The following is a 26,758-nucleotide window of genomic DNA, read 5'->3' on the forward strand; positions in this document are numbered from 1 at the left end:
ATCTCCGTCAGGCCTGCACGCGCATCGTCTGGCTCCGGCGCCATGCGGCAGGCGGCGCCCCGTACTCGCGGCGGAACGCGCGGCTGAAAGCCGTATCGGTCTGGTAGCCGACGTCTTCTGCAATGCTCGCCAGCGGCGCATTGCTGCGGCTCAGGAGATTGGCAGCCAGCAGCATGCGCCACTGCGTCAGGTATTGCATTGGCGAGCTGCCGACCAATTGCTGGAATCGTTCGGCCAGCACCGAGCGCGAGCTGCTGGCCGTGCGCGCCAGCTCATCCAGCGACCAGGCGTGTGCGGGATTCTTGTGCATCGCGTTCAAGGCGGCGCCGACGACGCGGTCGCCCACGCCGGCGAGCCAGCCGGTCCGGCCTTCGCTCTGCTCGTTCATGTAGAGGCGCAGGACCTCGATGAAGAGCACTTCGGCCAGCTTGGACAGCACGCCGGCGCCGCCCGGCCGGGGTGAGCGCGCTTCGGCCAGTGCGTAGCGAACGGAGGCTTCGAGCCACGCGCCCGCATTCGATCCGCGCACGTTCACCCTGACCAGAGGCGGCAGCCCCGTCAACAGCATGCCCGCGAGCCGCGCATCGCAAGCCAGGTAGCCGCACACCAGCCGTGTGGCGGGGCCGCCACCGCCGTAGTCCAGCTGGCGCGGACGACGCGCGAGCACCCGGTCCAGCCGTCCCCCCGTGGCGGGCGGAAGGCCGGGCTGCGAGGTCATGCGATGCGCGTCGCCCTGCGGAAAAACGATGGCATCGCCCGCAACGAGGCGCACCGGCGGCTCGTTGGCCATCTCGACATAGCACTCGCCGTCGGTGATCAGGTGAAAGATCACCACCCGTTCGGCGCCCGGCTCCAGCACCGGCGCCACCGTGTCCGCCCGGGGCGACTGGTAGCACCACGGCGCGGTGAACCGGGCGTTGATGAAGATGGCGCCGACCAGCCGCACGACGCGAAGGGTTTCCGACAAGGCATCCACGGCGTGGTCCTCAGTCTGCGTTGGCGTCGACGTGCAAGCTCACCGGCAAGGCATCCTGCACGGCGCAGGCCATCGGCGAACTGCGGTAGCTTTCCTCGACCAGCGCTCGCAGCAGGTCGGCCGCTACGCCGCGGGCCGAGATCCGCACGTGCATCTGCATGTCGCGGGGTCCGGCGTACACCGGCTCGTCATCCGGGCCGGCCATGCCGAGGAGGCCCCGCAAGTCCGAGCGGCTGCTGGCGCGAACCTCGAGCGATGTGAGTTCGATCCCCTTCGCGGCGGCGGCCATGGCAATGCAGGTGGCCGTGCACGACGCCCAGCCCGCACGCAGCATCCAGCCAGGAGAGACCCGGTCGCCGCTGCCGCCGACTTCCGCGGGCATGTCGGTCTCGATCTGCGTGCCGTTGGCGTGGCTGGAGACGACGCGCAGGCCGTCGCTCCACCGTGCCGTGGCCGGCGCGTCGTCGTGGAGGCCGGCCTCGGGACGCCGCTGCAACACCGATTCCACGCGCTGGCATGCCGCCGCGATGTCTGCTGCTGCCATGGGTTGCTCTCCATACAGGCTGGATGGCTGCCATTCTGGGCTCGCCGCGCCGTGGCGCCAACGTGCGATACGACCTATGCCGGTTGGCCGGGAGGCCCTCGCGACACACCCGCGGACGATCGGGCAGGCATCGCCGACGCACAGGCAGGACATGGACCCGCCCTGCGGACGACAGTGGGGCCTCATTCACAAGGAGTCTCGAGAGATGAACGCACCGATTGATTTCAGCGCCGTGAAGACCCGCCAGATGGCAGCCTGGGCGAGCGGCGACTACGCCGTGATCGGCACCACGCTGCAGCTCGTCGGTGAGCAGTTGGCGGAAGCCTGTGATATCCGCTGGGATGAAAGCGTGCTCGACGTTGCCGCCGGCAATGGCAATGCCACGCTCGCCGCCGCACGCCGCGGCGCCCGCGCGACCTCGACGGACTACGTGGGGAGCCTGCTCGAACGGGGTGCCGAGCGGGCGAAGGCGGAGCACCTGCAGGTCGCATTCCTGGAAGCCGACGCGGAAGCGCTGCCCTTCGAGAAGGCGAGCTTCGATGTCGTGTTGTCGACATTCGGCGTCATGTTCTCGCCCGATCAGGCCAAGGCCGCCGCCGAGATGGCGCGGGTGTGCCGTTCCGGCGGCCGGATCGGCCTGGCCAACTGGACGCCCGAGGGCTTCGTCGGGCAGATGTTCAAGACGCTGGGTCGCCATCTGCCGCCGCCGGCGGGTGTTCAGCCGCCTTCGCTGTGGGGCGTGGAATCGCACCTGCGTTCGCTCTTTGGCGACGATGCAGCGGCCATCGCAGTGACGCCTCGCCAGTTCAATTTCCGCTACCGCTCGGCGGCGCATTTCATCGAGGTGTTCCGCGACTGGTACGGGCCGGTCCACAAGGCCTTCGCGGCCCTGCCTGCCGATGGCGCGGCGGCACTGGACAAGGACCTGACCGAACTGCTGAACCGCATGAACCGCGCGGGCGCCAACTCGCTGGTGGTGCCCAGCGACTACCTCGAAGTGGTGGTCACGCGGCGCTGAACCGGCAGGCGCATCACGTTGCCGGACAGCGTGGCGGAATTTCACCCAATGTGTCCCTGGATCTAGGCGTTCGCCGCGGGAAGCCCTAAATTCGCAGGCAGCCTCGGCGGTGTCCGCGTCGCGCGGACCGCCAGAACCAGGAGACACATTGAACGACACCACAGACATGCGGCATGCAGCCGCGGCCGCGGCGAACGAACGCGTGCTGCGCATCTTCGACGCACAGCAGGCGGCTTTCAACCAGCAGCCCTACCCCGGCGCCGATGAACGAAGGTCGCGCCTCAAGGCCCTGAAGCACCAGGTCCAGCGCTACCAGGACGTGCTGGCCGAGGCCATGAGCAGCGACTTCGGCTACCGCTCGGAGGCCGAGTCGAAGATGCTCGACATGCTGGGTTCGATGCTCGAACTCAACCACGCCATCTCGCATGTGCGCCGCTGGATGAAGCGAAGGCTCCGCTCAACCGAACTGCTGTTCCTCAGCAACCGCGTCGAGGTGCGCTACCAGCCCAAGGGCGTGGTCGGCGTGATCGTGCCGTGGAACTTCCCGATCTACCTCGCGCTCGGCCCGCTCACGGCGGCACTCACGGCGGGCAACCGCGTGATGATCAAGATGCCGGAGGTCACGCCGGCCACCAATGCGGTGCTCAAGGCCTTGCTGGCGGAGGTGTTCCCCGAAGACTTGGTGGCCGTGGTGGGCGAAGAGCTGGCCGACCCCAACGTCTTCACGGCGCTTCCGTTCAATCACATCGTGTTCACCGGCTCGCCGGCCGTGGGCCGGATCGTGATGCGCACGGCGGCGGACAACCTGACGCCCGTCACGCTCGAACTCGGCGGCAAGTCCCCGGCGCTGGTGACGCGCAACTATCCCGTCGGCGATGCGGCCACGCGCATCACGCACGGCAAGTCGGCCAACTGCGGGCAGATCTGCGTGTCCCCGGACTACGCGATGGTGCCGCGCGAGCGGGTCGATGAATTCATCGCGGGCGTGCGGCGCACCTTCACCCGCTTCTACGACAACCGCACGGACGGCAACGAGAACTACACCGCCGTGGTGAACGACCGGCAATTCCGGCGCGTGCAGGCGCTCCTCGACGACGCGCGTGCCAAGGGCGCCACGGTCGAGGCCTGCGCCCCCATGCCGGCCGGCGAAGGACGCCAGATGCCCCTGCACATCGTGACGGGCATGACGCCCGACATGCGTTTGATGCAGGAGGAACTCTTCGGCCCCATCCTGCCCGTCGTGCCCTACGACACGATGGAAGACGCAATCGCCTTCATCAACGAGCGCCCTCGCCCGCTGGCCCTGTACTGCTTCAGCCATGACGGCGGCGAGCGCGACCAATTGCTGCGCCGCACGCACTCGGGCGGCGTCGCGGTCAACGACTGGGGCTGGCAGGTGGTGAACCACGATGCACCCTTCGGCGGCATCGGCAATTCGGGCATGGGCACCTATCACGGCGAGGAGGGCTTCCGCGAGCTGTCGCATGCGAAGACGGTTTTCCAGCGCCAGCGCTTCTTCCCGATCGACCTCTTCTACCCGCCCTACGGAACGCTCGTCCAGCGACTGACCTTGAAGTTCTTCCTCGGCCAGCCCGACCCCGGGCTGGCAGCGCCACGCACCGCAGCATCGTCCCCAAAAGAAGCGGCATGAGCGTGGAGGAATTCGACTATGTCGTCGTGGGTGGCGGCTCGGCGGGGTGCGTCGTGGCGTCGCGCCTGAGCGAGGATCGGAACGTGACGGTCTGCCTGCTGGAAGCCGGCGGTGCGGACAGCAGCGTGTTCATCCACGCGCCCGCCGGGGTGGCGACGATGCTGCCGATCCCGTTCAAGAACTGGGCGTTCAAGACCGTTCCACAAAAGGGCCTCAACGGCCGCCGGGGCTACCAGCCGCGCGGCAAGGTGCTGGGCGGATCGAGTTCGACCAACGCGATGCTGTATGTGCGCGGCCATCGCTGGGACTACGACCACTGGTCGTCGCTCGGCAATCCGGGCTGGTCGTACGAGGAAGTCCTGCCCTACTTCAAGCGCGCCGAAAACAACGAGCACCACGGCAACTGCAGCTTCCACGGCACGGGTGGCCCCCTCAACGTCGCGGACCTTCGCAGCCCCAGCGTGCTGAACAAGGCCTTCCTGGCGGCAGCGGCGTTGAACGGCGTGCCCTACGTCGCCGACTACAACGGCGCCGAGCAGTTCGGCTCCTTCATGTACCAGGTGACGCAGAAGAACGGCGAGCGCTGCAGCGCTGCCAAGGGCTACATCACGCCCCATCTGTCGCGTCCGAACCTGGTGGTGAGGACAAGCGCGCCGAGCTCTCGCATCGACTTCGAGGGCCGGCGCGCGCAAGGCGTCACCTACTCGGTGAACGGCGCAGAGAAGAAGGTGCGTGCGCGGAGGGAGGTGATCCTGTCGTCCGGTGCCTTCGGTTCGCCCCAACTGCTGATGCTCTCGGGCATCGGGCCCGGGGCGGCCTTGCAGCAGATGGGCATTCCGGTCGTGCGGGACCTGAAAGGCGTCGGCGAGAACCTTCACGATCACATCGACCACGTGCAGACCTATCGCACCCGCAGCGATTCGCCGACCTTCGGCCTTTCCCTGGCCGGCGGCCTGAGGTTGGCGCGTGCGATGCCCGAGTGGAAGAAGCACCGCACCGGGCTCATCACCAGCAACTTTGCCGAGTCCGGCGCCTTCGTGCGCTCGGCGCCGGACGTCACCGTGCCGGACCTGCAGATGGTCTTCGTGGTGGCGGTGGTCGACGACCACAGCCGCAAGGTGCACATCGGCCATGGCTACTCGTGCCACATCGAAGTGCTGCGCCCGCACAGCCGCGGCAGCGTGAAGCTGGCGAGCCGGGATCCGCACGCCGCGCCGCTCATCGATCCGAAGTTCCTGGACGACGAGCGCGATCTGGACCTGCTGGTCAAGGGCGCGCAATTGCAGATGGACATCCTGCAAGCCAGCCCCTTCGACGCCTATCGCGGCAAGATGCTCTACCCGGTCGACCGCAACGACACCGCAGCCATCGCAGAGGACATCCGCAATCGAGCCGATACGCAGTACCACCCGGTCGGCACCTGCAAGATGGGCCCGGACGACGATCCCGCGGCCGTGGTGGACGCGCGCCTTCGCGTGCGCGGCGTCGATCGCCTGCGCGTGGTCGACGCATCGATCATGCCGACCCTGTGCGGCGGCAATACCAATGCACCCACCATCATGGTCGGCGAGAAGGCCGCGGACATGATCCGCGCCGACATGCCGGCCTGAGCTCGACAGGTTTGCCAGGCGCCTGGTGACCCGTCTTGACGGCGGTCCTTGTTTGCCTCACCGTTTGCCACTGGCGCGCGACGGAAAGACAACGATGACAGTGAGCCAGTACAGAGCACGCAAGAGCGTGGCCGACATCGTGGCCAGTTGCGAGGCGGGCGAGCATCAGCTCACCCGATCGCTCGGGGCCTTCAGCATCACCGCCATGGGCGTGGGCGCCATCATCGGCGCCGGCATCTTCGTGCTCACCGGCACGGCGGCGGCCAAGTACGCCGGGCCGGGGGTGGTCCTGTCCTTCGTGCTCGCGGGCCTGGCCTGTGCCTTCGTAGGCCTTTGCTATGCCGAACTCGCCGCGCTCATTCCCGTGAGCGGAAGTACCTACACCTACTCCTACGCCACCTTGGGCGAACTCACGGCCTGGATCATCGGCTGGGACCTGGTGCTGGAGTACGCGATGGGAGCATCGGCGGTGGCGGTCGGGTGGTCCGGTTATCTGGTCAGCCTGCTGGGACAGTTCGGCGTCCGCCTGCCACCCGAACTTGTCCATGCGCCCGGCATCGTGACCCTGCCCGACGGCAGCACCGTTCATGCGCTATTCAACGTGCCAGCAGCGGGCATCGTGCTGCTGCTCACCGCCCTGCTGGTGATGGGCACCAAGGAGTCGGCGCGCATGAACAACCTCATGGTGCTGATCAAGCTGACAGTCGTGGCGGCCTTTATCGGCTTTGGCGTGGGTCTGGTCAATACCGAGCACTGGGTCCCCTTCGTGCCGGCCAACACGGGCGAGTTTGGCCACTATGGCATCTCGGGCGTGCTGCGCGGCGCATCGGTGGTGTTCTTCGCCTTTATCGGATTCGATGCCGTATCGACCGCGGCGCAGGAGGCCCGCAACCCACAGCGCGATATGCCGGTGGGCATCCTGGGCTCGCTGCTGGTGTGCACGCTGCTCTACGTGTCGGTGGCCGCCGTGCTGACCGGCCTGGTGCCCTACCCGCAGCTCAACGTGCCTGATCCGATCGCGCTGGGCGTGGACGCGATCGGCAAACCCTGGTTGTCCCTGCTCATCAAGGTCGGCGCGTTGGCCGGCCTCACGACCGTGATCCTGGTGCTGCTCTACGGCCAGAGCCGCATCTTCTTCACCATTTCGCGCGACGGTCTGCTGCCTCCCATGTTCTCCAAGGTGCGGCCTGCCACGGGCACTCCCTACCTGAGCCAGATAGCGATCGGCGTTTGCGTGGCTTTCACCGCAGGCATGCTGCCCATCGAGATCCTGGGCGAGATGGTGAGCATCGGCACCTTGTTCGCCTTCATTCTGGTGTGCGGGGCGGTGCTGTACCTGCGCCGCGCCGAGTCGGACCTGTTCCGGCCCTTCCGCGCGCCGGGAGTGCCCGTTGTCCCGATCGTGGGTATCGGCTTCTGTCTTGTGCTGATGGCTGGTCTTCCCTTGGACACCTGGCTGCGTCTCGTGGTGTGGCTTGCCATCGGCCTGGCAATCTACTTCGGCTACGGGCGACACCATTCCGCGTTGCGCGCAAAAACGGACCCGAAGGTCCGTTTTCAGTGATCGTGGTGCAGGTAGCTCGCCTGCCGCGGCAGGCGCAAGGCCACGAGGAAGGCCAGCACCATCATGCCGGTCACGTACCAGTAGAACGCCGACTCGTGGCCCAGAGACTTGAGGCCCAGCGCCACGTACTCGGCAGAGCCGCCGAAGATCGCATTGGCCACCGCATAGGCAAGGCCCACGCCGAGCGCGCGCACTTCGGGCGGGAACATCTCGGCCTTCACGATGCCGCTAATGGAGGTGTAGAAGCTCACGATCGCGAGCGCCAGGATGATCAGCAGGAAAGCGACCACGGGGCTCGTGACGCCCTGGAGCAGCGTCAGGATCGGCACCGTCATCAGTGCCCCCAGGCCACCGAACAGCAGCATGTTGTTGCGCCGCCCGATGCGGTCGGACAGCGCGCCGAACACCGGCTGCATGCACATGTAGACGAACAGCGCGCAGGTCATCACGTAGCTCGTGGTCTTGATCGGCAAGCCCACCGTGTTGACCAGGTACTTCTGCATGTAGGTCGTGAAGGTGTAGAAGATCAGCGAGCCGCCGGCCGTGTAGCCCAGCACCGTGAAGAACGCGGCCTTGTGATGCTTGAAGAGACCGGCGAGGCTGCCGGCCTCCTTGTTGGCGCGCGACTCCGCGGTCTGTGTCTCGTGCAGCGTGCGGCGCAGGAAGAGCGCGACCACGGCCGCGATGGCGCCGATCACGAAGGGAATGCGCCAGCCCCAGGCCTTGAGCTCGGCCTCGCTCAGCAATTGCTCGAGGATCACGATCACCAGCACCGCCAGCAGCTGGCCGCCGATCAGCGTCACGTATTGGAACGACGAGAAGAAGCCGCGCTGCCCGCGCAAGGCCACCTCGCTCATGTAGGTGGCCGTGGTGCCGTATTCGCCGCCCACCGAGAGGCCCTGGAACAGGCGGCACACCAGCAGCAGGAAGGGCGCCCACGCGCCGATGGCCGCGTAGGTGGGAAGGCAGGCAATGGCGAGCGAGCCGGCACACATCATCGTGACCGAGATCAGCATCGACGTCCTGCGCCCGTACCTGTCGGCCACGCGGCCGAAGAGCCAGCCGCCGATGGGCCGCATCAGGAAGCCGGCGGCGAACACGCCTGCGGTGTTGAGCAATTGCGCGGTCGGGTCGGACTTGGGAAAGAACGAGGGCGCGAAGTACAGCGCGCTGAAGGCGTAGACGTAGAAGTCGAACCACTCGACCAGGTTGCCCGAGGAAGCCGCCATGATCGCGAAGATGCGATGCCGCTTCTCTTCGCTGGTGTAGGGCCGATGGGATGGGGCGGAATCGCCGGGTATCGACCCCGCGGCGGACGTGACTGTGCTCATTGAAAAGGCGCCTCTCTGAATATCTGCGTGTTATCCGGGCGCCAGATATCTCGCAGCTTCGCGAGCGCCGGCGTTTTCCGCCGGCGCTCGCGACACGCGCGCGAAGCGCTCAGGCGACCGCTGGAAACGGTCGATCAGCGCGAGGCTTGCCGCGTGAAGGACCGGCCCGAATTGAACTGGGCGGGCACCTGGTCTCGGTAGAAGGAACGGCGGTCGAGGCTGTCGCGGTTTTCGCTCGCCTTGGCGACGGCTTGAGCGCGAACTTCTGCACGGCTTGCGGTCGAAGTGAAGGGCTGGGCGTTGGCACCCGTGCTTGCTGCATCGCCGTACACGTTGCCCGCGTGCGCCGCAGCAACGGCTTCGCGCGCCACGTCGGCGCGGCTGGCAGACGACGTCAGGGGATGCACGCCCTCATAGGTCTCCGCATGAGCGCCAGCGATGGCGAAAAGAGACAGGGCCGATGCAGCGAGGACCTTCGAGGTTTTCATGGTGTTTCCTTTGGGGTGTTCTGGGCATAAGCCCATGGAAACAAGTCTCTCACGGGAATCTAGGGGAAAACCCTTGTCAATTGGAACTGCCGCGTTTACGAAACGAAAACAATGTCTGGGGCACAGGCTGCGTTTTCCCCGGAACAAACGGGGTCGAAGCGGCATCGTCACGCCCTGAGCCTTCATTCGGCGGGTGGCGCGCGCCACCGGTCCTTCGCTACCAGGACCGGCTCGCGGGGCTGCATCACGAAGTTGGGCGACATGATCTGCACGCCGTATTCGTTGAAGACGTCCTGGATGCTGGCGTGCAGCGCCGAGAGCACGTCGAACTTGAACGCGCCGACGCGCATGAAGACGTTGAGTTCGTACTCCACGTAGAAGTCCTGCAGCCGTATCTGCCGGACCATCGGCTCGGGCGTTTCGAGTAGGTCCGGTGTGCGCTTCGCGGCCATCGCGAGCATGGCGTGGACCTGGCGCCATGGAGAGTCGTAGCCGATCGTCACCGAGGTCGACAGCGAGACGCCGGCAGCCTTGCGCGTGTCACTCTGGTTGACGATGCGCGTCGCGATGACCACAGAGTTCGGCAAGGTGATTTCCTGGTCCAGGCGCGTACGAAGCTTGGTCGAGAGGGCGCCCAGGTCCACGACATAGCCCTCCGATTCGCCGATCTGCACCCAGTCGCCCGCACGGAGGGCGCGCGAGTAGATCAGCACGAAGCCGGCCATGACCTGCGACACCAGGCCCGAGGAGCCCAGGGTCACCAGCACGCCGAAGAACACGCTCACACCCTTGAAGGCATCGGTGTCGGACCCCGGAAGATAGGGGTACGCGACGACCAGTGCGAAGACCCACACGAGCGCCGAAGTCAGCCGGCGCGTTGCACCGATGGTGTCGGCCTGAAGGGCTGCCGTCGTGACACCTCGCACCCTGGCCGCCTCGAACATCGCATGCAGTCCCCGCACGCTCAGATGAGCGATCAGGAAGATGACTGCGACCGTCGCGAGATCGGGCAGCGCATGCAGCACGGCCAGCATGACCCGGCCCAAGAGCCGGACCATGGAACTGCCGAGCGTCTCGCCCCAGGGCTGCGTGTAGGGAAAACGGGTAAGCGTGAAAGCCAGCCAGATGTAGACAGCCACGAGCACGAAGGCGATCTTGATCCAGTGGATCACGTGGGCGAGCACGGATACGAGAATGCGGCGCCAGTCGAGCAAGGGGCGACTCGACGCACGCTCGCGCACCGCCAAGGTCCGCTCGGCCACCATCCGGGCCACGCGCTGCAGCGCGACGATCACCAGGACGAGGATGAAAGTCGCGAAGGCGCTCCACGCAACGGAGATGCCGAACTGCCGCGCACTCCCCTGCTCCCAGCGCACCAGCAAGGCCTCGTGCAAGCGCCGCGCCGCGCTCGCCGTGACCTGCTCGAGCGACGGGTCGCCAGGCTCCAGGTCACCAGGGAGCAGGGAGAACAAGGTCTCGCCTTCGAGCATCACCGCGTACGCCTGGGTGCCCTCGTGCGTGAACGACGAGACCTCCACCGGCGACCTGAGACGGGAGGATGGCAGATTGCCGATGCGCTCCGCCGCTCTGGCGGCACGCTGCTGCGCAGAAAGACCGAAGGCCGGCGCACGAAACACGAACACCGGGCGGTTCGCAACGCTCAGCGGTGCGCCCGGCAGATGGGCTTCGTCGGAATGCGCGGCGCCGCCGATCAACATCAGCAGCAGCACGAGGGCAACGGTGCACGGGATGAGGAACCGCCCCAGGGCTTCGGCGAGTCGAGGAACGCTCAAGTGTCGCTTCCTGAAACGCCCGATGATGCACATCCGCCACGGCCGCGCAAGTGCACTTTGGTGATGGGGAAGCCGCTCCGTAGGCCGGGAGCAGCTTCCCGTTCGAGACAGCCGCCCCTAGTTGATGACGACCGAGAGTGTCGTGCCGGGCGGCACGCGAACCGTCTCGCTGTACGTGCCCGCGACGTTCGAACGAATCGCCGGGAAGCTTGCCAGCTTCTCCAGCTTCGCGGGCACGGCTTGCGGCAAGGCCCTGTTGTTTCGACCGAGGGTGAGCGGGTCGATCGCCGGCAGGCTGAAGCCGCCCTCGTTGCGGGCGGGCATGCTGTATTCGGCAATGCCGGCATTCAGGGGAATGATGCCCGCCGATGCCGTGGTGAATCGGTGCAGTTCCTGCCCGATGCCGGAGTCGGGCCGCTGCGACTTGATGGCGCTGTCGAGGACGTTGGCGGAATCGCTGATGCCCGTGCTCGTCAGCAGTGCCTTGTAGAAGGCCAGTCCCAGTTGGCGATTCAGGAAGCCGCCGAAGGAGCCGGTCAATGCGTAGCTCTCGCAAGGCTTCCACACAGTCAAGGTGCAGCTGTAGCTGTCGGCATCGCGCAGGTAGTTCGGGTAGCGCGTGTCGCGAATGGCGTTGTGGCTCGGGTCGATCGACAGGCTCGCCCAGTCTTCCATCATCATCGCGGACATCTCCTCCAGCCACGGTTCGAAGCTGTAGGCCGCGCCCATCTTCACGCCGCGGCGGTAGAAGTTCTGCATGTGCATGCCTTCGTGCACCATCGCCGTCGCCATCTCCTTCACGCCGGCCTCGCCGTCGAGGTACAGCGACTCGGAGTCCAGGTAGAGGCTCAGCGACTCGTTGCTGTAGGCGAGGTCACCGCTGCCCTTGACGAAGTTGTTCAAGGCCCAGAAGTAGCCCACCAGGCCATAGGGCTGACTGTTGCGGTCGAAGTTCACGACGAAGATGTCGATGGGCTGGCCGCTGCCGGACAGCAAGCCGCTCACGTTGTGCGGACCCCAGAGCGGGCCTCCGGTCTGGACGAGCATGTCGTAGGCGCCCCCTGCTCCTGCAAACTTGTCCGCCATGCGATCGGCCAGTTCGCTCGTGACGCGTGACGAGCCGAGTTCGCTGGCCTCGACCCACAGGTTCACGGTCATGCCATCACTGGTGCGCCGCTGCGCCACGAGCCTGACGGTGCGCCTCGAATAGTCGTACAGGAAGACATCGCGCTGATCGTTGGGCACGTAGACCGCCAGCGGCAACGCGGACTTGGCGAGATTGGAGGATGGTTTCGTCGAAGGGTCCAGCAACTTGGCGAAGCCGGACCGATTGAACTCGCTGATGGCGTCCCTGGCCGTCCCGGTGCCATCCTTCGCCAGGATCGTCGCCTTGTTCGCCAGGATGCTTTGTTCGGTGGTCGAGCGCAGGACGAGTCCTGGCATCGCAACTTCCGCATCGCTTTCGTTGGTCAGCACCAGCGTCACGGTCTGGCCGTTGAGGCCGGAGATGGACAGTGGGATGTCGACCGGAACCTGCGAGGCGTTGGCGCCTTGCCAGATGCCGGTGCCCGAGCCCGAATAGGCGTTGTCGCCGATCGCGCTGCAGTCTGTGCACGATGCCTTCACGGCATTGCCCCCGGTCGGGGTCGATGCCTTGGGCGACGCAGCCAGCGCGGCCGAGCTGCCTCCGCCCCCACCGCCGCCACCACAAGCAGACAGAGCCAGCGCCACCGCCACTACAACGGTCAGCTCGCACAGCGATTCGAATTGCGTTTTGCAGCGCATCTTTTTCTCCTGATTCCACGTGGTCGGCGACACGTGAAATCGGAAGCCGGTCGCGTATCGCCCAGGCCCGAAGGGGTGCCGGCCAGACCGGCGCTCCTGAATTCGGGTTGCATGCGGATATCGGCAGATGCGGTGAAAAATTCAGCGCTGGTGCAGGCTGTTGTTCCTGGTCCTCAGGAGAATCGCGGGCGGGCCGCTGTCGAAAGCAGCGCTTGTGGCTACGCGTCAGGAGGGGTCAGTACACGCCGAGCGCCAGCCCTGCCGCCAGCGCAGCGCCCAGTTCGCGGCACCGCCCGAGATCTTCGGCGCCAATCTTCTTCGGTTGCGCGATGGCCTCGGGAGTCTGCGCATGGGTGCATACGATCAATGCCGGCGCGACGCTGCGCAGCCGCCAGCCCGTGGCGATGCGATCGATCTGCCGCACGGCGTTCTGGCCGTCACTGCCGGCGCACACCAGCGCGACATAGGGCCGGCCATTCACGCGGTCGAGCGCGGCGTAGTAGCAGCGGTCGAAGAAGTCCTTCATCAGTCCCGCCATCGCGGCGAGGTTCTCGGGCGTGGCGAACACGTAGCCGTCGGCACCGAGCACATCGTCGGGCTGCGCCTCGGGCGCACGCAGCAGACGCACGCGCACGCCGGCTTCATCGCTCGCGCCTTCGGCGGCAGCCTGCGCCATCTGCGCAGTGCCACCGGTCATGGTGTGATAGACCACGAGCAGCGTCTTGGGAGTCATGCCGCCCAGCATAGCGGCCTGCCCGACGACGCGCGGACTCAGTCGTCCTTGCCCCGGGAGCGCTCGTTCAGGAACTCGAAGGCGGCATGCCATGTCTGCGGCGAGTTCAGGATGCCGAGGTGCCCGGTGCGCAGGATGGGATCGTAGGCGCCCTGTCCCGTGAACACGATCTCGCGCGCGCCGCGCAGGCTGGCGCTCCGGGTGAAGTCCGTGGGCTTGCCGGAAGAATCCTGGGCGGGCACCGGCGCGACGGAACCATCCTGCACCGGGAAGTAGACGAAGCTGGCATCGCCGTTGCGGATTACCAGCACGCGCGCGGGTCCGTCGTTCTCGTTGCGTCCGCCGCGGCCGTTGAGCAGGCGCAGGAACGGCGAATCGGGCGAGCCCAGTTCCTGGCACACGTCGCTCGCAGGCGTGAAGCCGCCTGCCGCCGGCGCCTGCCAGTAGTTCGCGGGATCGGGCGAGCAATTGATGATGCCGTGGTTGGGCCCGTCGATGGCCACGAAGCGACGCACCAGGTGTTGCGCCTCGTCTTGTCGCATCCATTCGCGCGCGAGCGTCACCCCCAGGCTGTGGCCGACGATGTCCACCCGCTTGGCGCCCGTGAATTCCATCACCGCGCGCACGAAGCGGCGCAGGTCGGGCACGTTCGCGGCATTCGTGTGGGCGATGCTCGAACGGCGGGTCTGGTCTGCGGCCAGGTCGCACTGGTCGCCCTGATAGCCCACGCCCCAAAGCTCGCTGGTGGCATAGCCGTTGTCGGCGAAGTACTGCGCCATCGCCTGAACGCGCCCATAGGGGTTGCAGGCCGTGGGGAACGGCGTGTCGTTGTTGCCGTGGATGAAGATCACCGGCGTTCGCGTCACCGGCCCGGCGGCGCCGAATCCGATGAGCGGGCGGGCCAGCGAGGTGTCCTCGATCGAAGGGAAGCCGGGTGGCAACGTGATGCCGACCAGGCCGACTGCCTGCACGGCGCCCGCAGTCATGAAGGCGGCGAGAGCGGCAGCATGGCGAATCCACGATTTCATCAGCGGGCTCCTTCCTCAGCGCCGGCGATGATGCCGACAAAAGCCGGCGCCGACAAGTTTGGCCGCGCGCGTTTGCCCACGACGAGGGCGTGGCCCGACTGAACTTCGCTTTCAGACCCGCAACGGAAAAAGCCGTTGCAAGTTGATGACTTGCAACGGCTTTTCGCTTTACTGGCGGAGTGGACGGGACTCGAACCCGCGACCCCCGGCGTGACAGGCCGGTATTCTAACCAACTGAACTACCACTCCTGGTAGACAACGTTCGCTCCAAATGGAGCCAAGTGCTGCGACTTGTGCCCGCTTCACCAAGCGGTGAAAACTGGCGACCCTACGGGGATTCGAACCCCGGTAGCCACCGTGAAAGGGTGGTGTCCTAGGCCTCTAGACGATAGGGTCAAAACCTTAGGAACCGCGCTGCGATCAGCGCTTGTTTCTTCTACTCGACAACCTTGGTGGAGGTAAGCGGGATCGAACCGCTGACCTCTTGCATGCCATGCAAGCGCTCTCCCAGCTGAGCTATACCCCCGTGTGGGTGTCGAGCCTCAAATTATAGCCTGAAAATCAGGCCTCCTTCAATCTCTTCAAAATAGTTTCGCGAGAAAAGAGCGCGAGCACTGCATCGAGGGACGGTGTCTGGGATGTTCCCATCACCAGTACCCGCACAGGCATCGCGAGAGCCGGCATTTTAAGCGCATGCGCGGCCAGTACTTCCTTGATGGCGGCTGCAATCGCGACTTTTTCCCAGGTGGCAGTCGAAAGCTTGTCGGCCAGCGTTGCGATGGCCGGCCGCACTGCGTCGGTGATGTGCTGTGCACGCTCGGCTTCGCTCGCGGACACGTCCGCATAGAAGGCCGCGGCCCAGTTCGCGAGGGCGACGGTGGTGTCGCAGCGATCCTTGAAGAGACCGCAGATGGCGGGCAGGCGCTCATCGGCGACGATGCCGCGCTTCTCCAACTGCGCAGCGACCAGCGGCGCCAATGCATCGTCGGCCATCGCCTTCAGGTGTTGCGCGTTGACCCAGCGCAGCTTGGTCTCGTCGAACTGCGCGGCACTGCGGCCGAGGTGGTCGAGGTTGAACCACTCGATGAACTGCGTGCGCGAGAAGATCTCGTCGTCACCATGGCTCCAGCCGAGACGCGCGAGATAGTTGACCATCGCATCGGGCAGGAAACCCTCCTCGCGGAACTGCGTGACGGGCTTCGCGCCATTGCGCTTGCTCATCTTCTCGCCCTGCTCATTGAGCACGGTCGGCAGATGCGCATACACGGGCGGCTCCTTGCCAAGGGCGCGGAAGATGTTGATCTGGCGCGGCGTGTTGTTCACGTGATCGTCGCCGCGAATGACGTGCGTGATCGCCATGTCGATGTCATCGACCACGACGCAGAAGTTGTAGGTCGGCGTGCCGTCGGGACGCGCAATCACGAGGTCGTCGAGTTCGTCGTTGCCGATCTCGATGCGGCCCTTGACCTTGTCGTCCCACGCGACCACGCCGCCCTGCGGATTGCGAAAGCGCAGCACGGGCTGGACGCCTTCGGGCACCGGCGGCAATGTCTTGCCGGACTCGGGGCGCCAAGTGCCGTCGTAGCGCGGCTTCTCCTTGGCGGCCATCTGCTTCTCGCGCAATGCATCGAGTTCGGCCACGCTCATGTAGCAGGGGTAGACCTGGCCCGCAGCCTGCAGCTCGGCAAGCACCGCTTTGTAGCGGTCCATGCGCTGCATCTGGTAGTACGGGCCTTCGTCATGGTCGAGGCCCAGCCACTCCATGCCTTCGAGGATGACGTCGACCGCGGCTTGCGTCGAACGCTCGACGTCGGTGTCCTCGATGCGCAGGATGAAGTCGCCGCCGGTCGAGCGGGCGAAGGCCCACGGGTAGAGCGCGGAGCGGATGTTGCCGAGATGGATGAAGCCAGTCGGCGAGGGAGCGAAACGGGTGCGGGTCTTCTGTGTCATGCCAGGGTGCTCAGGCCACGCAACAGGTCGGCCTTGATGTCTTCGATATGGTCGAGCCCGACCGCGACGCGGATGAGGCCCTGACCGATGCCGGCCGCCTGGCGCTGCGCTTCGGTGAGGCGTCCGTGCGAGGTCGTGGCCGGATGGGTGATGGTGGTCTTGGTGTCGCCGAGGTTGGCGGTAATGCTGAGGACGCGCGTGCTGTCGATCACCTGGAAGGCATTGGCGCGGGCCATCTCAGGTCCATCGCCCTTCACGTCGAAGGACACGACGGCACCGCCCTGCCCCGACTGCTGGCGCATCGCAAGCTCGTGCTGCGGATGCGAGGCCAGCCCGGGGTAGTACACGCGCGCAATGCCTGGCTGCGTTTCGAGCCACTGCGCGAGCGCGAGGGCACCGGCGCAATGCGCCTGCATGCGGATGCCGAGCGTTTCGAGTCCCTTGAGAACGACCCACGCGTTGAACGGCGACAGCGCCATGCCGGCGGTGCGCACCACGGGGCCGAAGACTTCATTGATCAGCTTCGACGAACCGCAGATCGCGCCGGCGAGAACCCGTCCCTGTCCTTCGAGATACTTGGTGCCCGAGTGGATGACCAGGTCAGCGCCCCATTCGGTCGGTCGCTGAAGCGCCGGCGAGCAGAAGCAGTTGTCGACCACCAGCAGCGCACCCGCGTCGTGCGCGAGATCGGCGAGCGCACGGATATCGCAGACGTCGGTCAGCGGATTGGTCGGCGTCTCGGCAAAGAGCAGCTTGGTGGTCGGACGAATCGCCGCCTTCCATTCCGCCACGTCGGTCTGCGAGACGAAGGTGGTCTCGACGCCGAACTTGCCGAATTCGCGGCCGATCAGGTTGAGCGTCGAGCCGAACACCGAGCGCGAGCACACCACGTGGTCGCCCGCCTTGAGCAGCCCCATGCACATCATGAGGATCGCGCCCATGCCGCTCGACGCGCCGATGGCCGCCTCGGTGCCTTCGAGCGCGGCCAGCCGGCGCTCGAAACTGGCCACCGTCGGGTTCGAGGTGCGCGTGTAGGTAAAGCCTTCCTCGGTGCCGGCGAAGCGGCGAGCCGAAGTCTCGCCGTCGGGCTGCACGAAGCTGCTCGTGAGGAAAAGCGCCTCGGAGTTCTCGCCGTACTGGCTGCGGTCGAGCGCGGTGCGCACCGCGAGCGTGTCGCGGTGCAGCCCGGGCGGGAGGGATCGTTCGGTCACGTTGCGCCTTCAGCTCAGGTTGGGCAGCGCGAGGCGCGACGAGTCTTCTTCGGTTTCCTCGACGCGCGGACGGTTGCCGTTCATGCGCGTGATGGCGTCGGTGTCGATGTCGCCGGTCACGTAGACGCCATCGAAGCAGGACGCATCGAAGCCGTCGAGCTTCGGATTGAGCGAGCCGATCGCGCGCTTCATGGCGTCGACGTCCTGGTAGATCAGCGCGTCGCAGCCGATGAGTTCGCGGATCTCTTCAACCGTGCGGTCGTGCGCCACGAGTTCGTCCTTGGTGGGCATGTCGATGCCGTAGACGTTGGGGTAGCGCACAGGCGGCGCCGCGCTGGCGAGGTACACCTTGCGTGCACCGGCGTCGCGCGCCATCTGAACGATCTCGCGGCTGGTGGTGCCGCGCACGATCGAGTCGTCCACCAGCAGCACGTTGCGGCCCTTGAATTCGCTGGCAATCACGTTGAGCTTCTGGCGCACCGACTTCTTGCGCACGCCCTGCCCCGGCATGATGAATGTGCGGCCCACGTAGCGGTTCTTCACGAAACCTTCGCGATACGGAACGCCGAGCAGGTGCGCGAGTTGCGTCGCGCTCGGCCGGCTCGATTCAGGGATCGGGATGATCACGTCGATATCGCTCGGCGGCACGGTCGAGACCACGCGCTTGGCAAGCGTCTCGCCCAGGTTCAGACGCGCCTGGTAGACCGAGATGCCGTCGAGCACCGAGTCGGGCCGTGCCAGATAGACGAATTCGAAGATGCAGGGGTTGAGCGTGGGCGAGTCTGCGCACTGCTCGGCGTGCACCTGGCCCTGGAGGTCGATGAACACCGCTTCTCCCGGCGCGATGTTGCGCTCGAACACATGGCCCGAGCCCTCGAGTGCGACGGACTCGCTGGCCACCATCACGGTGCCATCGGCGCCGCGGCCCATCGCGAGCGGACGGATGCCATAGGGGTCGCGGAATGCCAACAGGCCGTGCCCGGCGATCAGCGCCACGACGGCGTAGGAACCCCGCAGGCGCCTGTGCACATTACGCACCGCGTCGAACAGGGCCGCGGAATTGAGCGCGCCGCCGCGCGTCGCGCGATCGATCTCGTGCGCGAGCACGTTGAGCAGCACTTCGGAGTCGCTCTCCGTGTTGGTGTGGCGGTGGTCCGTGGAGAACAACTCGGCCCGCAGCGCATGCGCGTTGGTGAGATTGCCGTTGTGCACCAGCACGATGCCGAAGGGCGCGTTCACGTAGAAGGGCTGCGCCTCTTCCTCGCTGTACGCGTTGCCGGCGGTCGGATAGCGCACCTGGCCCAGTCCGACGTCACCGGGCAAGGCCCGCATGTTGCGCGTGCGGAACACGTCACGCACCATGCCCTTGGCCTTGTGCATGAAGAACTTGCGTTCCAGCAGGGTGACGATGCCAGCCGCATCCTGGCCGCGATGCTGCAGGAGCAGCAGGGCGTCGTAAAGAAGTTGATTGACGGGAGCGTTGCTGACAACGCCGACGATTCCACACATGAAGCGATCCTCTCAGGGCAGGTAGCTTGCCAACTTATCAGGCAAAGCGGGTTTCAGGCCCTGCAATGCCGCATCGAGAACAATGGCGCTTCGCGATTCGTGCCACCAGGCACTGTCGCTCAACGCCAGCAAATGAACAACAACCGCCGCGGCGAGCAGCGCAACCGCGCCGCGAATCACGCCAAAGGCGCCGCCGAGAACACGATCCACCGGCCGCAATCCGATCGCGGCAACCAGCTTGCGCGTGAGCGACGCCACGATCCCCACGCTGAACGCCACGGCGACAAACACCAGGACGAAACCGGCTGCATAGCGCCACGTCGCCGCCGGATCGCCGAAGGGCAACCACCGGCCCACGTCCTCCGCCAGCCATTGCGCACACAGGAAGGCAGCCACCCAGCCCGCCAGCAACATCACCTCGAACACCAGTCCCCGCACCAGCCCCAGCAGCATCGAAACCACCAGCAGCGCGACAGCGATCCAGTCCAGCAGGGCCACGTCAGCGCTGGCTACAAGCTGAGGACGGATGCCGGCAATGACAAGCCCTTGACCTTGCTGGCGGCACGGTCGGCTTCGGCGCGAGTGCCGAAGGGACCGACACGCACACGCGTGCGCTCACCGTCGGTCGTCTTGGCGACGTGCGTGTAAGTCTTGAGTCCGGCCTTTTCGAGTTTCTGGCGCACTTCCTTGGCCTTGTCGGCATCGGCGAAGGCGCCGACCTGGACCACGAAGCGGCCGCTTTCGTCGGCCGCGGCAGTTGCGGCGGCTGGCTTGGCAGCAGCGGCGGACGCGCCCTTGCCTTCAAGCAGCGCGCGGGCGCGGTCTCCGTCGTCGGCTGGCGCCGGCTTGGGAGCGGGCTTGGACTCCGGCTTCGGCTCGGGCTTGGCTTCGGCCTTCGCTTCCGGCTTCGGCTTGACCTCGGCCTTGGCTTCGGGCTTGGGCTTGGGTTCGGGTTTGGCCTCGGCCTTGGGCGGAGGCTTCACTTCGGACGCCGGCTCGGATTTGGCTTCGACAGCGGGAGCGGACGGCGGCAGCTTGCCCGCCGGAATCTCGGTGCCGTCTGCGGACTCGGTGATCATGCCGCCGCTGCCGGATGCAGGCGCGGCGCCGGAACCGGTATTGCCGCTGCTCGCGGCGGAGGGCGCGGGAGCCGAGGGCAACGCGAGGGGCTTGGCCTTCGTGCGATCCGGGATCTCGATCGGGATATCGACCGAGACGGGGCGCGGCTGGGTGTCGAACAGCAGGGGGAAGCCGATCACGCCGACCAGCACGAGCACGGCGGCGCCGACAAGGCGATGACGGGCGCGCCGGCGCATCGCTTCGATGCTCTCCGCCGGTGCGGCAGCGACCGCGCTGTTTCGCCCTTCGTTGCCCTGAGGACCGCGTGCGCGGAACTTGAAGAACGCCATGAAATTCGTTTTCCTGATGGAGTGCAGCGTGAGGTGGAGGGGCACCGGAAATCAGGGCTTTTTCAGGAGCCTGGAGACAAGTGCCTGGCTCGCAGACGGGGTGTTCCGTGCTCGAGCACACCACCCACGGTGAAGAACGATCCGAAGACCACGATTCTATCAGTGGGGTCGGCACGATCGATGGCCGCCTGCAGCGCCTCCATGGGCGACGCGTGCACGCTGCCGGCCACGTCGGAACGCGTGTTCTGCGCCTGCCAGCGGGCGAGCAGATCGTCGGCCTTCGCAGCGCGATCGGTCGCCAGATCGGTGAAGTACCAGCGGTCGATCATCGGGCCGATGCGCGCGAACATGGGCGCCACGTCCTTGTCGGCCATCACGCCGAAGACGGCATGGGTGGTCGGGTAGAAGCCCATTGCGTCGAGGTTTTCGGCCAGCGCCGCGACTGCGTGCGGGTTGTGCGCCACGTCGAGTACCAAGGTCGGTTCGCCCGGCACGATCTGGAAGCGCCCGGGGAGCTCAACCATCGCCAATCCGTTGCGCACCGCCTGCGCGGTGACGGGCAAGCGCTGCCGCAGCGATTCCAGCGCCGCCAGCACGCCCGCGGCGTTGACCAGTTGGTTGGCGCCACGCAAGGCCGGGTAGGCCAGACCGCTGTAGCGCCGGCCCCGGCCGCTCCAGCCCCACTGCTGCTTGTCGCCCGACACGTTGAAATCGCGCCCGACCAGCCAGAGATCGGCGCCGATCGCGTTGGCGTGGTCGATCACGCTCTGCGGCGGGACCGGGTCGCTGACGACCGCCGGCCGGCCGGCGCGCATGACGCCGGCCTTCTCGAAACCGATGCTTTCGCGATCGGGGCCGAGGTAATCCATGTGGTCGAGGTCGATGCTGGTGATCACGGCGCAGTCGGCGTCGACGATGTTGACCGCGTCCAGCCGCCCGCCGAGGCCGACTTCGAGAATCGCGACGTCGGGCTTGCTCGCCGCGATGCACAGCAGGATGGCGAGGGTGGTGAACTCGAAGTACGTCAGCGCGACGTCGCCGCGGCCCTGCTCCACGGTTTCGAAATGCCGGGCCAGTTCCGTGCCGTCGACGGCTTCGCCGGACAGGCGCAGGCGCTCCTCGAAACGCACCAGGTGCGGCGAGGTGAACACCGCGGCCCGATAGCCGGCGTGCGTGAGGATCGACTCGAGCATGGCGCAGGTCGAGCCTTTGCCGTTGGTGCCCGCCACCGTGATCACGGGGCAGTCGAAGGAAAGGCCCAGCCGCTGGGCGACTGCACGGACCCGGTCGAGGCCGAGTTCGATGTTCTTGGGATGCAGGCGCTCGGCGTGCGAGAGCCAGTCTGCGAGGGTTTTCATGGAGCCCGGAATTGTCGCCGACCCGCGCCGCGGGCATCATCGCCGGATGACAACGCTCTATGGCATTCCGAACTGCGACACCGTCAAACGCGCCCGCGCATGGCTCGACGAACACGGTGTCACCTATCGATTCCACGACTTCAAGAAGGAAGGCGTGCCCGAAAAAGAACTCGACCAGTGGCTGAAGGCCCCGGGCTGGGAGGCACTGGTGAACCGCCGCGGCACGACCTGGCGCCGCCTCGACGACGAAACCCGCGCGGCCGTCGTCGACACCGCCTCGGCGCGCTCCGTCCTGCTCGCCAATCCGAGCCTCATCAAGCGCCCCGTGGTCAACTGGGGCTCCGATGCCGGCGTTACGACAGGGTTCGACGCCGCCCAATGGAAAAGCCACGTTGTGTAAACGGTTGAACCGTTTCCGCCCACCGGCATCCAACAAGGTTCCGTGGGGCTCGGCGCCCCGTTCCAGGAGTTTCAGATGAATACAAAGATAGTTCGCAGAATCGCCGCCCTTTCGGTGTTGGCAACGTTGGCAGGAGGAGCGACGCTCGCCCAGGCGGATCAGGTGTTGGCCCGGGTCATTTCGACCTCGCCGGTGACCGAATCCAACGGCAGCACCAGCTACGACGTCACTTACGAATACGCCGGTCGCCAGTACACGACCCGCACCGCCACGCCGCCCGGCGCGAACATTTCCGTCGAAGTCGGCGCCTACGGCGTAGCGACCACCTCCCCCGTGGCTCCACAGTCGCAGTTTGCTCAGGGTTCCGACTACAACAACGGCCCTCAAAACTGGGATCACGTGGTTCCTGAGCAAGGCGTCGTCGTGTCCGGCCGCGGCGCGCCCCCGCCGGTCTATGCCCAACCCGCCCCCGTCTACGTGCAGCCGGCGGCCCCGGTGTACTACCCGGCACCTGCCTATTACCCGGCTCCGGCCTATGCCTACCCGCAGCCCTATGTCTACCCGCCGATCGGCATTTCGCTGGGCTTCGGGTACTCGCGCGGCTGGGGCGGCCGCTGGCGCTGATCGCGCGTCGAGGCCGGGGGGCCGGCCGGCAAGCCTAAAATCACGGGCTTTTCCAACCTTTGCTGCACGGGCGCGTCCTGTAACGACGCGCTGCTGATTGCCGACCGCAACCAGCGCCAGGCCCTCCTATCCAATGAGCACAACCGAATTTCTCCAGAGCGCCGCGGTATCGACCAAGGCCAACGTGTATTTCGACGGCAAGTGCGTGAGCCACAGCCTCACGCTCGCTGACGGCACCAAGAAGTCGGTCGGCGTGATCCTGCCGTCCACCCTCACCTTCAATACCGGCGCGCCGGAAATCATGGAAGGCACTGCCGGCGGTTGCGAATACAAGTTGTCCGGCAGCGACGAATGGGTGGCCTCGGGCGCGGGCGAAAAGTTCAGCGTGCCGGGCAACTCCAGCTTCCAGATCCGCGTGAGCGGCGAGCCCTACAGCTACATCTGCCACTTCGGCTGAACCGGGATTCCGAGCATGTCCACCATCCTCCAGAACGTTCCCGCCGGCCAGAAGGTCGGCATCGCCTTTTCGGGCGGCCTCGACACCAGCGCCGCGCTGCACTGGATGCGCAACAAGGGCGCCATTCCCTACGCGTACACCGCCAATCTCGGCCAGCCCGACGAGCCGGACTACGACGAGATCCCGCGCAAGGCGATGCTCTACGGCGCTGAAAAGGCGCGCCTGATCGACTGCCGCACGCAGCTCGCCGCCGAAGGCATCGCCGCGCTGCAGGCCGGCGCCTTCCACGTCACCACGGCCGGCGTCACCTACTTCAACACCACCCCCCTGGGGCGCGCGGTCACCGGCACCATGCTGGTCTCGGCGATGAAGGAAGACGACGTCCACATCTGGGGCGACGGCAGCACCTACAAGGGCAACGACATCGAGCGCTTCTACCGCTACGGCCTGCTCACCAACCCGGCACTGAAGATCTACAAGCCCTGGCTGGACCAGACCTTCATCGACGAGCTGGGCGGCCGCGCCGAGATGTCGGAGTTCATGCAGAAGGCCGGCTTTGCCTACAAGATGTCCGCCGAGAAGGCCTATTCCACCGACTCCAACATGCTGGGCGCGACGCACGAGGCCAAGGATCTCGAGCACCTGGACAGCGGCATGAAGATCGTCCAGCCCATCATGGGCGTGGCGTTCTGGAAGGACGAAGTCGAGGTCAAGCGCGAAGAAGTCACCGTGCGCTTCGTCGAAGGCCGTCCGGTCGCGATCAACGGCGTCGAATACACGAGCCTCGTGGACCTGATCCTCGAAGCCAACCGCATTGGCGGCCGCCACGGCCTGGGCATGAGCGACCAGATCGAGAACCGCATCATCGAGGCCAAGAGCCGCGGCATCTACGAGGCCCCGGGCCTCGCGCTGCTGTTCATCGCCTACGAACGACTGGTGACGGGCATCCACAACGAGGACACGATCGAGCAATACCGCGACCATGGCCGCCGCCTCGGCCGCCTGCTCTACCAGGGCCGCTGGTTCGACCCGCAGGCCATCATGCTGCGCGAGACTGCCCAGCGCTGGGTGGCACGCGCCATCACCGGCGAAGTCACGGTCGAATTGCGCCGCGGCAACGATTATTCGATCCTGAACACCGTGTCGCCCAACCTGACGTACAAGCCCGAGCGCCTGACCATGGAAAAGGGTGAATCGAGCTTCTCGCCGGCCGACCGTATCGGCCAGCTCACGATGCGCAACCTCGACATCGTCGATACGCGCGACAAGCTGGCGATCTATACGCAGGCGGGACTGCTGGTGTCGGGCCAGGGCGCATCGCTGCCCAAGCTCACGAACGACGACGGCAAGGGGCAGTAGCCTTTTCGCGACGCCAACAAAAAAGCAGGCCGCCGGCCTGCTTTTTTGTTGCCTGTGCCGAGGGGATCAGTCTCCCCCGCCCCCACCGCAACCGCCTCCGTCGCCACCGGAATCGCCGCCGACACCACTGTCTCCGCTCGATTCGCTGCCGCCGAATCCATTCGCATCGCCCGCGCCGCCGCCGTCCGAGGACGACTCGCCGAAGCTCGTGCCGCAATGCACGCCGGAACCACTGTGCCGGTCAATGGCGTGGCAGTCGGGGACGTAGTGGAAGCCGTTGTCGATGCCGAATTTGGCGTCGAGCGCGAACAGCAACGGCAGCCGCGACGGCTTGCGTGGATCGATGCTTTCCTCCTTGCAGGCCCAGAACCAGCTGCGGCGCAGGCCGTCGTTACGACGTGCGTCGCGCCCCAGTACCTCGGCCGGGCTGTGGTGCAGCATCCCGCCGAAAGCCGCCTCGCACCAGCGCTGGTAGCCCTGCGTGTGCAGGATGAACTCGTGCCACGCGGTATCGACCACCTTGCAAGGCATCGCGACAAACCGGCGCCCGCTTCGCAGGTGCGCCATGAAGAACTGCCGCAGGCCGCGCAGCACCAGTTCGGCATCGCGCTGGCTCAGCTGCGGATGCGCCGCGCGCAACTTGCCGCTCAGGAAGCTGGGCAGCCGGGCCTCGCGAACGAATTGGCGCCGCAGGCTGGCTTCGAGCCAGTTCAATGTGGCGGCGAAGGCGAAAGCGCCCGCAAGCAGCAGGCCCGCACTCCACCAGCGACGCGTCAGGAAAAACGCCGAAGCGACCGCCACCACGAGGACGATTCGCTTCGCCCACACCAGGGCGGCAATGCGCCGCCGGAAATTCAGGTGCAGGAAGTCGAGGTCCATCCGCTCAGACGACGACCGGTTCTGGCTCGAGCCGGATGCCGAAGCGTTCGTAGACGCTGGTCTGGATCGCCTTGGCGAGCGTCATCACCTCCCCACCGGTCACGGGATTGGCCTTGCCGCCCCGGTTGACCAGCACCAGCGCCTGGCGCTCGTACACGCCCGCGTTGCCTACCGACTTGCCTTTCCAGCCGCAGGCATCGATCAGCCAGCCGGCGGCCAGCTTGATGCTGCCGTCCGCCATCGGGTAGTGAACGATCTTCGGATCGCGCGCGATGATGTCGGCGCACTGTTCGGGCGTCACGGTCGGGTTCTTGAAGAAGCTGCCGGCGTTGCCAAGCACGCGCCAGTCGGGCAGCTTGGCGCGGCGGATCGCGCACACCCAGTCGAAGATGTCCATCGCGCTCGGCGTGAAGTTGCCGGTTTCGGCCATCTTGCGCTCCAGGTCGAGATAACCGAGCACCGGCCTCCACGGCTTGGGAAGACGGAATCGCACCCGTGTGATCAACGCGCGCCCCGCCAGGCCGAAATCGTTGCCGCCGCGGGCCACGTGCTTGAAGACCGAATCCCGGTAGCCGAAGGCGCACTGCGCCGCGTCCAGCGTGAAGGCGCGGCCGGTTTCGAGGTCGATCGCGTCGAGCGAATCGAAGCGGTCCTGCAACTCGACACCGTAGGCGCCGATGTTCTGCACCGGCGAGCCGCCCACCGTGCCGGGGATCAGCGCCAGGTTTTCGAGGCCGGGATAGCCTTGTTCGAGCGTCCACAGCACCGCGTCGTGCCAGGCCTCGCCGGCACCCGCCTCCACGATCCATGCGCGTGGCGTGTCTTCGACAAGCTTCAGCCCCTTGATTTCGACTTTCAGCACCAGCGGCTTCACGTCGCCGGTCAGCACGATATTGCTGCCGCCACCCAGCACGAACTTGGGCACGTCGCGCCATTGCGCGTCGGCCCGCAACGCGGCAACGTCAGCCTCGCCGGTGATGCGCGCCAGGTGCTGGGCGCGCGCGACGATGCCAAAGCTGTTGTGCTGCTGCAGCGGTACGTTGTGCTCCACGATCATGGGAGAATTGTCGCATTCACACGC

The 26,758-nt window shown here is 66.2% G+C and carries 24 protein-coding genes and 3 tRNA genes; 8 read left to right on the top strand and 19 right to left on the bottom strand.

Annotation, left to right across the window (positions count from 1 at the left end; translation table 11 throughout):
* Positions 1–7 precede the first annotated feature (7 nt).
* A complete protein-coding gene (locus QTH90_RS08990; RefSeq protein ID WP_286664119.1) occupies positions 8–976 on the bottom strand; it encodes an AraC family transcriptional regulator in 969 nt (322 codons plus the stop codon).
* A 10-nt stretch (positions 977–986) separates the two neighbouring features.
* Positions 987–1,520: an OsmC family protein gene (locus QTH90_RS08995; protein WP_286664120.1), complete on the bottom strand. Its 534-nt coding sequence runs from the start codon at positions 1,518–1,520 to the stop codon at positions 987–989.
* 205 nt (positions 1,521–1,725) lie between these two features.
* On the opposite strand from QTH90_RS08995, the gene QTH90_RS09000 reads away from it, so the two are divergent.
* From QTH90_RS09000 to QTH90_RS09015, 4 genes are all read left to right on the top strand, one after another.
* A complete protein-coding gene (locus tag QTH90_RS09000; protein ID WP_286664121.1) occupies positions 1,726–2,538 on the top strand; it encodes a class I SAM-dependent methyltransferase in 813 nt (270 codons plus the stop codon).
* Positions 2,539–2,686: 148 nt separating this feature from the next.
* Positions 2,687–4,189 (top strand): coniferyl aldehyde dehydrogenase, encoded by a 1,503-nt coding sequence (locus tag QTH90_RS09005; protein WP_286664122.1) that lies wholly within the window; start codon positions 2,687–2,689, stop codon positions 4,187–4,189.
* Positions 4,186–5,799, top strand: a complete 1,614-nt coding sequence (locus QTH90_RS09010) for a GMC family oxidoreductase (protein ID WP_286664123.1) — start codon at positions 4,186–4,188, stop codon at positions 5,797–5,799. Before QTH90_RS09005 ends, QTH90_RS09010 begins: the two co-directional genes overlap by 4 nt.
* Positions 5,800–5,893: 94 nt before the next feature.
* The gene (locus tag QTH90_RS09015; RefSeq protein WP_286664124.1) at positions 5,894–7,363 is read left to right on the top strand and encodes an amino acid permease; all 1,470 of its coding nucleotides are present in this window, start codon (positions 5,894–5,896) and stop codon (positions 7,361–7,363) included.
* Here QTH90_RS09015 and QTH90_RS09020 read toward each other — a convergent pair.
* The 15 genes from QTH90_RS09020 to folC form a co-directional block, all read right to left on the bottom strand.
* Positions 7,357–8,694 carry an MFS family transporter gene (locus tag QTH90_RS09020; RefSeq protein WP_286664125.1) on the bottom strand — a complete coding sequence of 446 codons (1,338 nt, stop codon included), beginning with the start codon at positions 8,692–8,694 and terminating at the stop codon, positions 7,357–7,359. The two genes, QTH90_RS09015 and QTH90_RS09020, sit on opposite strands and share 7 nt — an antisense overlap.
* 134 nt (positions 8,695–8,828) lie before the next feature.
* Positions 8,829–9,182 carry an alpha/beta hydrolase gene (locus tag QTH90_RS09025; protein ID WP_286664126.1) on the bottom strand — a complete coding sequence of 118 codons (354 nt, stop codon included), beginning with the start codon at positions 9,180–9,182 and terminating at the stop codon, positions 8,829–8,831.
* A gap of 182 nt (positions 9,183–9,364) precedes the next feature.
* A complete protein-coding gene (locus tag QTH90_RS09030) occupies positions 9,365–10,975 on the bottom strand; it encodes a mechanosensitive ion channel family protein (protein WP_286664127.1) in 1,611 nt (536 codons plus the stop codon).
* 117 nt (positions 10,976–11,092) lie between these two features.
* Complete coding sequence (locus tag QTH90_RS09035) at positions 11,093–12,760, bottom strand: M30 family zinc metallopeptidase (RefSeq protein ID WP_286664128.1); 1,668 nt, start codon at positions 12,758–12,760, stop codon at positions 11,093–11,095.
* Between the two features lie 235 nt (positions 12,761–12,995).
* Positions 12,996–13,493, bottom strand: a complete 498-nt coding sequence (locus tag QTH90_RS09040; protein ID WP_286664129.1) for a flavodoxin family protein — start codon at positions 13,491–13,493, stop codon at positions 12,996–12,998.
* Between the two features lie 38 nt (positions 13,494–13,531).
* Positions 13,532–14,521: an alpha/beta fold hydrolase gene (locus tag QTH90_RS09045; protein ID WP_286664130.1), complete on the bottom strand. Its 990-nt coding sequence runs from the start codon at positions 14,519–14,521 to the stop codon at positions 13,532–13,534.
* Positions 14,522–14,693: 172 nt separating this feature from the next.
* Positions 14,694–14,770, bottom strand: a tRNA-Asp gene (locus QTH90_RS09050).
* Between the two features lie 71 nt (positions 14,771–14,841).
* A tRNA-Glu gene (locus QTH90_RS09055) sits at positions 14,842–14,917 on the bottom strand.
* Positions 14,918–14,971: 54 nt separating this feature from the next.
* Positions 14,972–15,047 (bottom strand) — tRNA-Ala (locus QTH90_RS09060).
* 35 nt (positions 15,048–15,082) lie between these two features.
* Complete coding sequence (gene gltX, locus QTH90_RS09065; RefSeq protein ID WP_286664131.1) at positions 15,083–16,471, bottom strand: glutamate--tRNA ligase; 1,389 nt, start codon at positions 16,469–16,471, stop codon at positions 15,083–15,085.
* A complete protein-coding gene (locus QTH90_RS09070) occupies positions 16,468–17,682 on the bottom strand; it encodes an O-succinylhomoserine sulfhydrylase (protein WP_286664132.1) in 1,215 nt (404 codons plus the stop codon). Before QTH90_RS09070 ends, gltX begins: the two co-directional genes overlap by 4 nt.
* Positions 17,683–17,691: 9 nt before the next feature.
* The gene (gene purF, locus QTH90_RS09075; protein WP_286664133.1) at positions 17,692–19,191 is read right to left on the bottom strand and encodes an amidophosphoribosyltransferase; all 1,500 of its coding nucleotides are present in this window, start codon (positions 19,189–19,191) and stop codon (positions 17,692–17,694) included.
* A 12-nt stretch (positions 19,192–19,203) separates the two neighbouring features.
* Entirely contained in the window at positions 19,204–19,689 is a 486-nt protein-coding gene (locus tag QTH90_RS09080) for a CvpA family protein (protein WP_286664134.1), read from the bottom strand.
* 11 nt (positions 19,690–19,700) lie between these two features.
* Positions 19,701–20,600 carry an SPOR domain-containing protein gene (locus QTH90_RS09085; RefSeq protein ID WP_286664135.1) on the bottom strand — a complete coding sequence of 300 codons (900 nt, stop codon included), beginning with the start codon at positions 20,598–20,600 and terminating at the stop codon, positions 19,701–19,703.
* Positions 20,601–20,662: 62 nt separating this feature from the next.
* Complete coding sequence (gene folC, locus QTH90_RS09090; RefSeq protein WP_286664511.1) at positions 20,663–21,970, bottom strand: bifunctional tetrahydrofolate synthase/dihydrofolate synthase; 1,308 nt, start codon at positions 21,968–21,970, stop codon at positions 20,663–20,665.
* Positions 21,971–22,004: 34 nt separating this feature from the next.
* Between folC and QTH90_RS09095 the strand changes: the two genes are divergently transcribed.
* From QTH90_RS09095 to argG, 4 genes are all read left to right on the top strand, one after another.
* Entirely contained in the window at positions 22,005–22,358 is a 354-nt protein-coding gene (locus QTH90_RS09095; protein WP_286664136.1) for an ArsC family reductase, read from the top strand.
* 75 nt (positions 22,359–22,433) lie between these two features.
* Positions 22,434–22,982 (top strand): hypothetical protein, encoded by a 549-nt coding sequence (locus QTH90_RS09100; protein ID WP_286664137.1) that lies wholly within the window; start codon positions 22,434–22,436, stop codon positions 22,980–22,982.
* Positions 22,983–23,115: 133 nt separating this feature from the next.
* The gene (gene ppnP / locus QTH90_RS09105; RefSeq protein WP_286566967.1) at positions 23,116–23,439 is read left to right on the top strand and encodes a pyrimidine/purine nucleoside phosphorylase; all 324 of its coding nucleotides are present in this window, start codon (positions 23,116–23,118) and stop codon (positions 23,437–23,439) included.
* A gap of 15 nt (positions 23,440–23,454) precedes the next feature.
* Positions 23,455–24,798 carry an argininosuccinate synthase gene (gene argG, locus QTH90_RS09110; RefSeq protein WP_286664138.1) on the top strand — a complete coding sequence of 448 codons (1,344 nt, stop codon included), beginning with the start codon at positions 23,455–23,457 and terminating at the stop codon, positions 24,796–24,798.
* A gap of 66 nt (positions 24,799–24,864) precedes the next feature.
* On the opposite strand, the gene QTH90_RS09115 is transcribed toward argG, so the two are convergent.
* Both QTH90_RS09115 and murB read right to left on the bottom strand, forming a co-directional pair.
* Entirely contained in the window at positions 24,865–25,677 is an 813-nt protein-coding gene (locus tag QTH90_RS09115) for a glycine-rich domain-containing protein (RefSeq protein WP_286664139.1), read from the bottom strand.
* A 4-nt stretch (positions 25,678–25,681) separates the two neighbouring features.
* A complete protein-coding gene (gene murB / locus QTH90_RS09120) occupies positions 25,682–26,734 on the bottom strand; it encodes a UDP-N-acetylmuramate dehydrogenase (RefSeq protein WP_286664140.1) in 1,053 nt (350 codons plus the stop codon).
* Positions 26,735–26,758 lie beyond the last annotated feature (24 nt).

It is taken from the genome of Variovorax flavidus (assembly GCF_030317145.1).
GTDB lineage: Bacteria > Pseudomonadota > Gammaproteobacteria > Burkholderiales > Burkholderiaceae_C > Variovorax > Variovorax flavidus.